At 70.2% G+C, this 13769-nt stretch carries 5 protein-coding genes and 1 pseudogene; 4 read left to right on the plus strand and 2 right to left on the minus strand.

Features of this window, described 5'->3' with window-relative positions; all coding sequences use genetic code 11:
* Together GPZ80_RS00005 and GPZ80_RS00010 are read left to right on the plus strand one after the other, a co-directional pair.
* Positions 1 to 389, plus strand: a pseudogene (locus GPZ80_RS00005) (hypothetical protein); the annotation flags it as partial.
* A 165-nt stretch (positions 390 to 554) separates the two neighbouring features.
* Positions 555 to 1724 carry a lipase family protein gene (locus GPZ80_RS00010; protein ID WP_187218268.1) on the plus strand — a complete coding sequence of 390 codons (1170 nt, stop codon included), beginning with the start codon at positions 555 to 557 and terminating at the stop codon, positions 1722 to 1724.
* 699 nt (positions 1725 to 2423) lie between these two features.
* Here GPZ80_RS00010 and GPZ80_RS00015 read toward each other — a convergent pair.
* Entirely contained in the window at positions 2424 to 3644 is a 1221-nt protein-coding gene (locus GPZ80_RS00015; RefSeq protein WP_187217647.1) for a DUF6801 domain-containing protein, read from the minus strand.
* Between the two features lie 278 nt (positions 3645 to 3922).
* Complete coding sequence (locus tag GPZ80_RS00020; protein WP_187217648.1) at positions 3923 to 5368, minus strand: DUF2079 domain-containing protein; 1446 nt, start codon at positions 5366 to 5368, stop codon at positions 3923 to 3925.
* A gap of 262 nt (positions 5369 to 5630) precedes the next feature.
* On the opposite strand from GPZ80_RS00020, the gene GPZ80_RS00025 reads away from it, so the two are divergent.
* Both GPZ80_RS00025 and GPZ80_RS00030 read left to right on the plus strand, forming a co-directional pair.
* On the plus strand, positions 5631 to 6494 hold the full coding sequence (locus tag GPZ80_RS00025) for an SDR family oxidoreductase (protein ID WP_222718722.1): 864 nt from the start codon (positions 5631 to 5633) through the stop codon (positions 6492 to 6494).
* Between the two features lie 44 nt (positions 6495 to 6538).
* Positions 6539 to 13765, plus strand: a complete 7227-nt coding sequence (locus GPZ80_RS00030; RefSeq protein ID WP_187217650.1) for a type I polyketide synthase — start codon at positions 6539 to 6541, stop codon at positions 13763 to 13765.
* The last annotated feature ends 4 nt before the right edge of the window (positions 13766 to 13769 follow it).

Below are 13769 nucleotides of genomic sequence, written 5' to 3' on the forward strand. Positions count from 1 at the left end.
GTTCGACGCAGCCGACCACTGAGCCCACAACGACTCAGCCGACGAGCTCGACGCAGCCGACGACCAAGCCCACCACGACCGCGCCGACCAGTTCGACGCAGCCGACGACGACCGCGACCACGAGCTCGACGCAGCCGACCACTCAGCCGCCCACGACTGAGCCGACCACCACCGAGCCGACGACCACCACGGTCACGACGCTGCCGGTGGTCAACACCCAGATCCCGTCCGGGGGTGTGGGCGGGTACGTCCCCACCAGCAACAACTCGAACGGCGAACTCGCAAACACCGGTGTCTCGCTGGCGTGGCCGCTCGGCATCGGCCTGCTGCTGATCGCACTGGGCGCCAACGCGCTCTTGGTGATGCGCCTGCGCGCCCGCCGTCGCTGACAGTCCACAGGGGACGCCCGGTGCGCGTCTGACCCTCACCGGGCGTCCCCATCCACCCACTGCCACTACTGACTCGGAGGTCGAGCGGTGCGCTCTCTCTTCACTCACTCCTCGCAAAAGGCGGCGCGGCGCAGAACCCGGCTCTCCGCTGTCGCCACGGCGCTCATGGTCGCGGCTTCGGCCGTGGCGCTCGTGAGCACCCCGTCCGCGGCCGCGGGCCCGGCCCCCGCCGACCCCGGCCCGACCGACGACTCGTTCTACACCCCACCGTCGCCGCTTCCCGCGGGCGCGCCCGGCGATGTCATCCGCTGGCGGCCGAGTCCGGCGCCGCAGTTCACCGGCACGGTGAACTCGTGGCAGGTCATGTACCTGTCCACCGACGAGGACGGCGCGCCGAACGCGGTCACCGGGACGATCCTGGTGCCCAAGACCGCGAACCCGGCCACCGCCCCCATCGTCAGCTTCGCCTCCGGCACCCACGGCGGGGCTTTCCGCTGCACACCGTCGTCGATGCTGGCCGTCGGCGCCGGGTACGAGCGACCGGCGATCGCCGACATGCTCAAGAGCGGCTACGCGGTCGTCATGACCGACTACGCCGGCTATCACGTCAACCCGAAGACCACCTACATCACCGGCCTGTCCGAGGGCCGCGCGGTGATCGACATGGTCCGGGCGGGCCAGAAACTGCCCGCGGCCAAGCTGTCCACGACCGCGCCGGTGTTCTTCCGCGGCTACTCCCAGGGCGGCGGCGCCGCACTCTGGGCGGGCCAGCTGCAGCCAGAGTACGGCCAGGACGTCAAACTGGCGGGCGTCGTCGCCGGTGGTGTCCCGGGTGATTTGGTTCAGGTCACCCTCAAGCTCGACGGCAGCCGCGGCTTCGGTTTCCTGCTGTACGCCCTGGTGGGCCTTGACAACGCCTACCCGGAGATCAAGCTCGAGTCCTACCTGAACGACGCGGGCCGGGCCGCGGTCGCCGACGTCCAGAACGAGTCGTGCACGCTGGAACTGCTGCTGAAGTACAAGAACAAGGCCCTGTCCGAGTACACCACCGACACCCCGGTCCAGGACGCTCTTCTGGCCGCTGTCGCGAAGAACAAGCTCGGCACCATGCCGGTCAAGGTCCCGGTCTTCCAGTACCACGGGTCCAGCGATGACATCGTCCCCTTCGGACAGGCGGACACGTTGCACAAGACGTACTGCCGGGCGGGGGTGAACCTGACGTGGAAGGCGTACCCGACCGACCACGTCACGGGGATCTTCGACGGGAACGCTGACGCTATGACGTTCCTCAAGGATCGGGTGGCGGGAACTCCGGCCACTCCCAACTGCCCGTAGCCAGACACACAACGAAGGAGGCCGGGAGCGATCGCTCCCGGCCTCCTTCGTTGTCTTCGTCCCAACGAGTCTCCTGCATCCCTGCACCCGCGGACATGGTCACCTTCTGGGGTGGCTTTGTCTTCTACCTCCGACGAGCGAACGTGCAGGGACGACGCTTCACCCCCCGTAGTTCCCCTTCCCTCGTCCTGGCCATGGTTACTTGATGGGACGGGCATTCCTGGCGTGCACGCCCGCCCGGTACCTATTGCACAGCAACACAACGGGTACCGGGCGGAAAGAGGCGGACAGCAAAGCGTTTCTGATCAACAAGCGCGGCCAGGACCACGGTGCAGGGGAAGAGCAGGGATCAAGAGCCATTCCTGGAGGTTTGCTCGTCCGCGGGTACGGGGACCCCCGGGGCCGCCGTCAGTGGTGGGGCGGCGGGATGCCGATTCCAGGGCAGGGCAGGGCAGGGAAGCAGTAGGCGAGGCAGCGCAAGTCGGGACAGTGCAAGTCGGGACAGTGCAAGTCAGGTCAGCTGCGAGTCAGCGCGGCGGAAAGACGAGGTGGGGCAGGGGAGTAGGGCACCAGTGGGAGCGTGGGGAAGCAGTGCCGTCCTGATCCATGGCACCACGCAAAAAGGAGGGCCCCACCGCATCATCGCGGTGGGGCCCTCCGGTGGGGAGCGGTAATGCTATCCCTGTGGAGCGGTACTACTTACTTCGAGGTCAGGTTGACCGCGATGGTGTTGCCCGACGAAGCAGCGAAGCCGCTGATGTAGTCGTTGAAGGAGCCACAGCCCTTGAGCGGGGCGATGGTGTAGCTGCCGGTCAGCTGACCGCCGGCGATGACATCGAAGTCGGGCGCCGAGGCCAGGTTGATGTCGGACGGGGTGACGGTCTTGCAGTCCGCGCTCTGGCTGATCGGGAAGCCGAACAGGCTGACCTGCGGCAGCTTGATGGTCAGCAGCGAGTTGGACTTGAGCGCTCCATCAGCCTCGATGGAACCGGTGGTCTGAGCCTCGTTGACGAACTCGACCCTGGACACGACGGGCAGGAAGCCCATGATGCTGAGGTTGGCCGTGGCCGGGTTCAGGACCAGGTCAGCGGTGAACTTCTTGGTCGCGAGTGTCAGGTTGGCGTCGATGGTGCCCTTCAGCGGGACATCACCGGACATGTTCTTCAGGTTCGACTTACCCGCCAGGTTGTAGCCGTACTTGACCGTGCCGCCACCGCCGGGCGTCGTGGTGACCGGCGGCTTCGTGGTGGTCGTGGTGACCGGCGGCTGGGTCGTCGTGGTCGGGTTGGTGGTGCTGGGCGGGGTGGTCGGGTTGGTGGTGCCGCCGCCGCCCGGAAGGATTTCGCCTTCCTTCAGCACGTTGTTCTGGCCCGGGTCCTGAGCACAGGGAGCCTCGAAGGGGTTGGACGGCGGGATGCTCGCGAGCGTGCCGTCAGCCTTCTTGGCGGTGATGTTCAGAACGATGTCGTGGACCGTGATCTTGATCGGGCCGGCCTTCGGGAACTTCAGCGACGGGGTCTTTCCCGTGGCCTTGACGGTGAAGCCGCCGGACGCGGGGATCGCGGTCTTCTCCACCGTGACCGGAACCTCGAGGTCGGTGTCGAAGTCCGGCGCGCTGATGTGCGCGGTGGAGATCGCGGTGCCCTCGATCGTGGCGACCTTGACCAGCTTGAGGCCGGTCGTGGTGTCCTCGTTCAGCGTCGAAATCGCCTCGATCTGGAACTCGCCGGTCGGCACACCCGCGGTGATCGTGTCGGGGATGCTGGCGTTGATCTGGATCTTGACCGGCTGAACGTCGATCAGGGGGAAGGTGCAGCCGTAGTTCAGATCAAGGGAGGCGGCCGCGCTCGTGCCCGCACCGATGAAAAGGCCGGCGCCCACCAGCCCGGCAGTGGTGACCGAGGCCAATACCGCGGTCAATTTCTTTGAACCTCTGCGATGATTCACAATCATCCTTTCGTGGTATCAACGGTGATACGAATACCGCGGGCTCCGGTGCGCAGTCGTCAGCGGAGACCGATCTGGCAAGAGTGGCCGGGAAGGTAGCGAGGGGTTCTGTAACAGGCTCGCTACCTTTAAGGAAACTAGCTTTGCGACTTTGGCCACGCAAGCTTTCTCGGAGCCCATCGTGAAATCGGTTCAACCTTTGTCATGGGCCAATATTTTCGACCGACCGGTTGGACTGTGTGGGACAACTCTCACCGGGATGGAGCATCGCCTAAGGACACGAAGACGTACAACCCGTGACGGTCGGCGTAGATGGTCTCGAACTGGGCGCCGCCGTGCCGCTCCGAAATCCAGCGCAGCGGGTCCTGCGGCGGGACCGGGGCACCGCTGTTCTTCTGGTCGAACACGACGTACTGCGGCACCGGGTTGTTCGCATGCCCCACCCAGTACGTGTCGGTGCGCCCGGACAGCGGTGCGAGCAGGTTGAGCGTGGTCTCCACCGTGGCGCCGTCGGGTACCAGCGCCATCGCCGTCCAGGCCGCCTCGACCCGCTCTTCCTGCGAGAACATCGTCTTCGGGTCCCAGTACTGCGACAGCGGGAACTTGTCCGTCAGGGCGATGGCGATGGCCAGCATGGCGACCGCACCATGGGTCGCCCACGCCTTGCGCGCCCGGTCGCGCAGGCCCTGACCTGTGGATTCCGTGGTGCGAAGGCGGATCAGCGCGTCAATGGCCGCGACGAACAGGATCGGCATCAGCGGCGCGCTGTAGTGGAAGGTGGTGCCCCAGTAGAACTCGTTGGGCGAGATGAACCGCAGGCCGAGCGGGACGACGGCGATCAAGGTGATCGGTGACCGCGCCGCGAGGAAAGCGGTCGCGAGCAACAGCAGGAACAAGGTGTGCACCTTGACGTCGCCCGACGTCAACAGCTGCTCACCCAATGCGGAGACCATGCCGAACGGGCCTTGTTCCGCGGTCGGATCGGCGCCGCCCGCCTGCTTCCAGAACGGGTATTTGCCCTCGGGGTTTATCGCGGGGATGAGTATTCCGATCTCGATCAGCGTCGCCGCGATGCCGAACACGCCGAGAAGCGCGCCCGCGAGCCGCTTCCCTCGAATCGCGATGACCAGGCCGATCCCCGCGACGATGAACCCGAGGTCCTCCTTGACCAGCACCAGCGGCAACGCCCACATGATCGCGTGCCGGAACCGCTGCTCGACGACCGCCACCAGCGAGAACGCGATGAGTGGGACGGCGAACGCGATCTCGTGGAAGTCGAAGTCGACCGCGGCCTGCAACCCCCAGGACAGCCCGTAGGCGGCACCGACGGCGTAGCCCGAGCCGGTGCCGAGCCGCTCGATGGCCAACCGGGTGATCGGCACGACCGACACGGCCACGAGCAGGGCCTGCGCCACCAGCAGGGTCATCGGGCTCGGCCACAGTCGGTAAAGGGGGCCGAGCAGGGCGAGGATCGGGTGGAAGTGCTCCCCGAGCACGTTGTACCCGGCTTCGCGCACGTTCGAGATGGGCGGCTCGAACTTGGCGTACCCGGCCACGGCCTGGGTGAACAGGGCCAGGTCGAAGGAGCCGTGCGCGATGCGCTGGAACCGGGCCAGGGACATCACCGCGTAGCCGACGAAGATCGCCCCCGCCAGTAACCACGGCCCCTTGATCACCCTCGGTGACGTTTCGCTCATCTGCACAGTTTTGGCGCCCATCTTGCTCACGGTGAAATAAGAATGATGGCGGAGCTGAGTGTTTCCGCAAAGCCCGGAAGCCGTCAATGTAATTCCGGCCGCCGCAGGCGGGCAAACATCGGCGGGGTCGAGCGCCTGGTCCGAGCGGTGTCACTCACATTCGAACAAGGTTTGCGAGACCCTTGTTGTGTGGTGCACGAGGTTGTCCGAGCCGGCTTGACGCCCATCACACGCGCCTTCTAACTTCGCTCAACAGCGCCGGATGGGTGTCACTCGTTTGGTCGGGTGTCGATACGGTCCGGTCTGGCCGGTGAGGAGCCTCGTGGAAATTCAGGATAAATCACTGGTTATCACCGGTGCGGGCCGTGGAATCGGTGCCGCGATGGCGTTGCGTTTCGCCCACGAACGGCCGCGCGGTGTTCTTGTCACCGATATCGACGAAGTCGGCGCCCAGCGGGTCGCGGGCCAGGTCCGCTCTCTAGGGGTCCCGTCCATCGGCGTGCGCGTCGACGTCGGCGACCGGGATCAGATCACCGGGTTGGTCAAGCTGGCCGAGAAGGAATACGACGGCGTCGACATCGTCTGCTCCAACGCCGGTATCGCCACCGGAATGGGAATCCACGCCGGTGACGGCGACTGGGCCCGCTCGTGGTCGATCAACGTGCTCGCGCATGTGCACCTGGCTCAGGCCGTGCTGCCCGCGATGGCGCGCAGGCACAGCGGGCACCTCATGATCACCGCCAGCGCCGTCGGCCTGCTCGGCCTGCCCGGCGACGCCCCGTACTCGGTGACCAAGCACGCCGCTGTCGGACTCGCGGAGTGGCTGGCGTTCACCTACGGCGGCCTCGGTGTGACGGTCAGCGCGCTGTGCCCGATGGGCGTGCGCACCGAACTGCTCATGGCGGGTCTGGAAGCGGGCCACCCCGCCGCGCGCGCGGTCGCCGCCGTCGCGCCGATCATCACCGCCGAAGAGGTCGCCGAAGCCGCGGCCCAAGGCGTGATCGACGACCGGTTCCTCATCCTTCCCCACCCGGAGATCGCGGACCTCTATGCGAGCAAGGCCTCGGACCCGCAGGCGTGGGTGACCAACCAGCAGGCCGCCGCACGCCCGCGGATCAAGGCGTGACCTGGGCCCGCGCCCGATCGCGGAACACGAACAGCGGAGGCGACATGCCAGCGAGAGTCGAACGGCCCGATCTCGTCATCGGGATCACCGCGCCCGGTGCGGCCGACGCCGCCCTGTGCGCGGCGGTCAGCGGCGCGGGCGGGCTGGGTGTCCTCGACCTCGGCAGCGGCGACCGGGCGGCCCGGGAGGCCGTGGTCTCGGTCGTGCGCGGGGCCGACGACGCGCCCGTCGGTGTGCGCGTGCCGCACTCGTGCGCGCTGACCGTCGACGACTTCGTCGCCCTGTTGGGAGATCACTCCAGCCGGATCGCCGCGATCGTCCTCGGCTGGGGTTCGCCGTGGCAGCTCGCCGACATCCCGGATCACTTCTTCGTGCTCGTCGAGGCCACCTCGGCGGCCGAGGCGCTCGGCGCCGCGGAGAACGGCGCCGACGGTGTCATCCTGCGGGGGAGCGAAGCGGGTGGGCGGGTCGGCTCGCTCGGCTCGTTCGTGCTGCTGCAGCAGGTGCTCCGGGAGTCCGATCTCACCGTGCCGGTGTGGGTGTGTGGGGGAATCGGCCCGAACACCGCCGCGGGCGCCGTCGTCGCGGGCGCCGCCGGTGTCGTCCTGGAAACGCAGCTGTCCCTGCTTCCCGAAGCGGAACTTCCCGCGCGCGCCCGCGCGCTGGTGGCCGCGGGCGACGGGTCGGCGACGGTCGTCGTCGGCGGACACCGTGTGCTGCCCGACCGCACGGCCGAACCGCTGCCCACCGATCTCGACGAGTCCACAGTGGCCTCCCGCGTCGCCGCGGGCGAGCTGGTCGCCGCCGGGCAGGATGTCTTCCTGGCGCAGCGCTTCGCCCGGGACCACGGCAGTGTCGCCCGCGTGGTGCGCGCCGTGCTCACGGCCGTCCGTTCCGCTCTCGCCCCGGGCATCGCCGCGCTGGCCGAGGGATCCGCGCTGGCCCGCGCTCTCGGTACCAGGCTGCCGGTCGCGCAGGGTCCGATGACCCGGGTCAGTGACCAGGCGGCGTTCGCCGCCGCAGTGGCCGGACATGGAGCGCTGCCGTTCGTCGCGCTCGCCCTGTCCACAGAGGACCAGACCCGTGCCCTGCTCGCCGAGACCCGGGAAACCCTGGGGGAGCGGCCCTGGGGCGTCGGCGTCCTCGGGTTCGCCCCCGAGGGGATCCGCGCCGCGCAGCTCGCGGTCATCAAGGAGATGCGACCCGCCACCGCGCTCATCGCCGGCGGTCGGCCCGACCAGGCCCGCGCGCTGGAGGACGAGGGCATCGCCACGTTCCTGCACGTGCCGTCCTCCGGTCTGCTGAGCCAGTTCCTCGCCGCGGGCGCGCGCCGGTTCGTCTTCGAGGGCGCCGAGTGCGGCGGCCACGTCGGACCGCTGTCGAGCTTCGCCCTCTGGGAGGCGCAGGTCGCCGTCCTGGTCGAGGCCGTCGACGCCGGTCTGCCCGCAGGCGAACTGCACCTGCTCTTCGCGGGCGGCATCCACGACGCCCGCTCGGCGGCGACCGTCGCCGCGGTCGCCGATCCGCTGGTGCGCAAGGGCGCCGGGGTCGGTGTCCTGATGGGCACCGGCTACCTGTTCACCGAGGAAGCCGTCACCTGTGGCGCCGTGCAGCCGGTGTTCCAGCGCCAGGTCCTGGCCGCGACCCACACCGAGCTGCTGCGCACCGCCCCCGGCCACGCGACCCGCTGCGTGAGCAGCCCGTTCACCGAGGCCTTCCACTCGCTGGGCCGTGAACTGCTCGACCAGGGTGTGCCCGAGCGGGAGGTGTGGGAGCGGCTGGAGTCGCTCAACACCGGCAGGCTGCGCATCGCCAGCAAGGGCGTGCGCCGCGAGGGCGACGAGCTGGTCGCCGTCAGCGACGACGACCAGCTCGACCAGGGTCTGTTCATGGCGGGCGACGTCGCCGTGCTGCGGTCCCAGCCGACCACCATCGCCGCCCTGCACGCCGAGGTCACCTCCGGCGCGGTCGCGTTGTGGAACAAGCGGTCCGCTGTGCTGCGGTCCACCATGGACCTTCCGGCGGGCGCCCCTGAGCTGCCGCCGCTCGACATCGCCATCGTCGGCATGTCCGCGATGTTCCCCGGCGCCGACACGCTCGCCGCCTTCTGGTCGACTGTGGTCGGTGGCGCCGACCAGGTCACCGAGGTGCCCGCGGGCCGCTGGGACGTCGACACCTACTACGCCGAGGGAGGCGGCCCCGGCCGCACCCCGTCGAAGTGGGGCGGCTTCCTGCCCGAGATCCCGTTCGACCCGCTGAGCTACGGCATCCCGCCGTCGACCCTGGCCGCCATCGAGCCGGTGCAGCTGCTGGCCCTCGAAGCGGCCCGCCGCGCGCTCGCCGACGCCGGCTACCCCGACGGCGGCCCTGGACGCGACCGCACGAGCGTGGTGTTCGGCGCCGAGGCGGGCAGCGACCTGGCCACCGCGCAGACCCTACGCATGGCCCTGCCCGAGTACCTCGGCGCGGTGCCGGAGCAGTTGGCCGACCAGCTGCCGGAGCTGAGCGAGGACACCTTCCCCGGCAGGCTGGCCAACGTCATCTCCGGGCGCATCGCCAACCGGCTCGACCTGGGCGGCGCCAACTACACAGTCGACGCGGCCTGCGCGTCGTCGTTGGCCGCGGTCGACATCGGCTGCAAGGAACTCGCAGGCGGCACCAGCGACATGGTTCTGTGCGGCGGCGCCGACCTGCACAACGCGGTCGACGACTACCTCCTGTTCTCCTCGGTCGGCGCGCTGTCGAAGACGGGACGCTGCGCGACTTTCGACTCCTCGGCCGACGGCATCGCCCTCGGTGAGGGCGTGGCTGTCGTGGTCCTCAAGCGCCTGGCCGACGCCGAGCGCGACGGCGACCGGGTGTACGCGGTGATCCGCGGCGTCGGCAGCGGCAGCGACGGCAAGGCGCTGGGCCTGACCGCTCCCCGTCCCGACGGCCAGCGCCGCGCGATCGAGCGGGCCTACCGCACCGCCCGGGTGTCGCCGACCGAGATCGGCCTGGTCGAGGCGCACGGCACCGGCACCGTTGTCGGCGACCGCACCGAGCTGTCCACTTTGGACGCCGTTTTCACCGACGCGGGCGCCGCGCCGGGCAGCTGTGTCATCGGGTCGGTCAAGTCGCAGATCGGGCACACCAAGTGCGCGGCCGGGCTCGCCGGCCTGATCAAGGCCGCGCTGGCGGTGCACACCGGGGTCAAGCCGCCGACGTTGCACGTCACCGAGCCCAACCCGGCGTGGGACCCGCGGACCAGCCCGTTCGTCTTCCACGGCAAGGCCGCGCCCTGGACCGAGCGGCCCGATCGCCGGGTCGCCGGGGTCAGCGCGTTCGGCTTCGGCGGCACCAACTTCCACGTCGTGCTGCGCGGGCACCAGCGCTCCGACGCGGTGCGCCACGGCCTGCGCGAGTGGCCCGCCGAGCTGCTCGTGTTCCGCGGCGCCGATGAGGCGACCGCGCGCAGACAGGTCGAGCGGCTGTTGACGCTCGTCACCACCAACGACGCGCACGGCAGGCCGTGGACGCTGCGCGATCTGGCGCGGACCGCCGCCGAGCGCGCCGACCGCGACCGCACACCGGCTCACATCGCCGTGGTGGCCAAGGATCTGGATGAGCTGGCCACTCAGCTCCGGGCCGCCGTCGCCGGTCACTCGGTGCCCGGACTGCACGTCGAGGGCGGGCCCTCCGGCAAGCTCGGCGTGCTGTTCCCCGGCCAGGGCAGCCAGCGCCCGGGCATGCTCGCCGACCTGTTCGTCGCTTTCCCCGAACTGGGGAGGCTGGCCCGCGCGGTCGGCATGGACACCGGCGTGATCTTCCCGCCGTCCGCGTTCGACGAGAACGCCACGGCCGCGCAGGCCGACGCGCTGCGTGACACGAGGGTCGCGCAGCCCGCGCTCGGTCTGACCGGGCTTGCCGTCCACCACCTGCTGACCCGGCTCGGCGTCACCGCCGAAGCCTTCGGCGGGCACAGCTACGGCGAACTCGTCGCGCTCGCCGCCGCGGGCGCGCTCGACGCGGGCACCCTGATGAACCTGAGCACCGCCCGTGCCGAGGCCATCCTCGGTGCGGCGGGCGACGACCCCGGCACGATGGCAGCGGTCTCCGCTGGCCGTGCCGAGACCGCGGCCGTGCTCGACGGGCTGTCCGGGTCCGTGGTCATCGCCAACGACAACGGTCCGCGCCAGGTCGTGGTCTCCGGGCCGACCACAGACGTCTTGGCCGCACTGGAAGCCTTGCGCGCGGCCGGCTTGTCGGCTCAGCGCATCCCGGTGGCGTGCGCGTTCCACAGCCCGCTGGTGGCGGGTGCGGGCGAGACCTTCGCCGAGGTGCTGGCCGGGGTGCCGGTCAGCACGCCCGAGGTGCCCGTGTGGTCCAACCGGACGGCGAGCGCGTACCCGACCGACCCCGACGGCGTCCGCGCCGAACTGGCCGCCCAAATCGGCTCCCCGGTGCGCTTCGCCGACCAGATCGAGGCGATGTACGCCGACGGCGTGCGGATCTTCCTTGAGGCAGGGGCCGGTCGGGTCCTCAGTGGACTCGTCGGCCGCATCCTCGGCGACCGGCCGCACACCGTGATCGCCGTCGACAACGGTGGCATCACCGGTCTGCTCGACGCGGTGGCCCGGCTGGCCGTCGCCGGTGTCGACGTCCGCACGGGCTGGCTGTTCAGCGGCCGCGACGCCAAGGACGTCAGCACCCTTACGCCGCCCGCGCGTGCGGGGTGGACGATCGACGGCAGCTTCGTCCGGACGGTGGCAGGCGGGTATGTGGGCCTGGCGCCCGCCCGCAAGGTCACGTTGGCGGGCCCCGCGGTCGCCATGCCCGCCGCGTCGGACCGCGACGAGATGGTGAGCGACTTCCTGCGCACCAGCCGGGAACTCATCGCCGCGCAGCGGGACGTCCTGTTGGGTTACCTGGGTTCGGCGCCGGTGGCGACGCCGCTCGTGAGCCAGACACCGAAGCAGACCGCGGAGCCGATGGCCGCACCCGCGGCTGCCCGCCCTGAGGTGGTAGCGGCGGCGCCGGACGCGCTGTCGGTGGTGGTCGAGGTGATCGCCGCCCGGACGGGATACCCGGTCGAGATGATCGACCCGGCCGTGGATCTCGAAGCCGACCTGAGCGTGGACTCGATCAAGCGCACGGAAATCGCCGGTGAGGTGGCCTCGCGATTGGGCCTGTCCGGTCAGAACGCGATCGACGGGCTGGTCAAGGCGCGAACGGCTGGGGCGATGGCTCAGGCCGCGGGTGGGCGGGCGCCCGCCGCGGTAGGACAGGTGTCGTCGGTCGACTCGCTCGCCGTGGTGATCGAGGTGATCGCGGCCCGCACCGGCTACCCGGTGGAGATGATCAGTCCGACGGTGGATCTGGAAGCGGATCTGAGCGTGGACTCGATCAAGCGCACGGAGATCGCCGGTGAGGTGGCCTCGCGGCTTGGATTGGCCCATGGCCAGGTCGATGTGCTGGTCAAAGCTCGTACCGCCGCCGCGATGGCGCGGGCGACCGGGACGGAAGCTCCTGTCGTGGCACCGGCGACCGGGACCGAGCCCGCCGCCGTGGCACCGGGTTCCCCGGCCGGTCCGATCGGTGTCGTGATCGAGGTGATCTCCGCCCGCACCGGCTACCCGGCGGAGATGATCCTCCCGACCATCGACCTGGAAGCCGACCTGAGCATCGACTCGATCAAGCGGAGCGAGATCGCGGGCGAGGTCGCCGCGCGGCTCGGGCTGGGCCAGGACCAGGTCGACGTGCTGGTCAGGGCCCGCACCGCGGCCGCGATGGCGGACTCCGTGGCGGACAAGGCGTCGCCATTGGGCGTCGAGGGTTCGCCCGCACAGCGCTACGTGCTGGAGTTGGTGGCCGCCGCAGCCGAGCCGAGCGCCGACATGATGGCGCTGGCGGGCAAGCACATCCTGATCGCGGGCGGCGACCCGGCACTGGCCACCGAACTGGCCGACCAGCTCTCCGCCCGCGGCGCGCTGGCCATCCCCTTCCAGGGCAGGCCGGAGCTGGCCGCCGACGTCGACCGAGTCGACGGCCTCATCTCGCTGCACGCGCTGCACGACGAGGACGCCGTGCTCCCCGGCACGTTCGGGCTGCTGAAGTCCGCGCTCGCCCGCGGGCCGAAGTGGGTGCTGGCGGCCTCGGCCGCGACGCCGGTGGCCGCGGGCCTGCGGGGACTTTTCCGTTCCCTGCACCGCGAATACCCCGACCTGGTGGCCAGGCACGTCGAACTGGACCCGGCCATGGCCCACGAGCAGACCGCCGAGCTCATCGTCACCGAGATCCTCACCGGCCGCGACGAGCCCGCCGTGATCGTCACCGCCGAGGGCAGGCAGGCGTACCGCATGGTGCCCAAGCCGCTCGGCTCCCTCGCCACCTCGGGCGCGGGACCGGCGGGCATCGGCGCCGCCGAGGCCGAAGCGGTCGGTCTGACCCGCGACTCCGTCGTGCTGCTCATCGGGGGAGCGCGCGGGATCACCGCCCAGGTGGCCGTGGCGATCGGCGAGGCCGCCGGCTGTCACATCGAACTCGCGGGCCGCACCGTGCTCGACGCCGAACCGGAGCACCCGGCCGTCCTGGTCGCCCGCGACCTCGCCGGGCTGCGGTCGGCGCTGGCCGGGCTCGGCGGGCGCGACCTCGCGCAGATCGAACGGGAAGCCCGCGAGATCCTGGCGCGCAGAGAGGTCACCGCGACCCTGCGGGAGATCAGAGGAACCGGCGCGACCGCCGAGTACCACACCCTCGACGTGCGCGACGGCGACGCGGTCCGGCAGCTGATCAAGCAGGTGCACACCGAGCACGGCAGGCTCGACGGCGTCGTCTACGCCGCGGGCGTCATCGAGGACCGGCTGGTCGCCGAGAAGGACCCGAAGTCGTTCGAGCGGGTCTACGGCACCAAGGTCGACGGTGCGAACGCGGTGCTCGCCGAACTGGGCGACTTGGCGGTGGACACGAAGTTCGTCGTCTTCTTCGGCAGCATCGCCGCCGCCCTGGGCAACCGGGGGCAGGCCGACTACGCCGCCGCCAACGACGCCCTCGACAGCATGGCGGCGGACTGGTCGCGGCGCACCGGAAACCGCGCGCTCACTGTCCACTGGGGACCGTGGGCGCCGGTCGGCGCGCACAGCGGCATGGTCAGCGCGGAACTCGGCCGATCCTACGCCGAGCGCGGGATCAAGCTGCTCGACCCGGCCGACGGCGTGGCCAGCCTGCTGCGCGAACTGGCCTGGGGCGACCCCGCCCAGCACGCCGTCGTGTACTCGGCATCGGAGTGGTGAGGCG

Origin of the sequence: Actinokineospora xionganensis, from assembly GCF_014323725.1 — a bacterium.
In the GTDB taxonomy this organism is placed as follows: Bacteria; Actinomycetota; Actinomycetes; order Mycobacteriales; family Pseudonocardiaceae; genus Actinokineospora; species Actinokineospora xionganensis.

Coding starts and splice junctions, on each gene's coding strand:
- GPZ80_RS00025 (WP_222718722.1), top strand. CDS start 5,631: ATGGGTGTCACTCGTTTGGTCGGGTGTCGATACGGTCCGGTCTGGCCG.
- GPZ80_RS00030 (WP_187217650.1), top strand. CDS start 6,539: ATGCCAGCGAGAGTCGAACGGCCCGATCTCGTCATCGGGATCACCGCG.
- GPZ80_RS00010 (WP_187218268.1), top strand. CDS start 555: ATGGTCGCGGCTTCGGCCGTGGCGCTCGTGAGCACCCCGTCCGCGGCC.
- GPZ80_RS00020 (WP_187217648.1), bottom strand. CDS start 5,368: ATGAGCGAAACGTCACCGAGGGTGATCAAGGGGCCGTGGTTACTGGCG.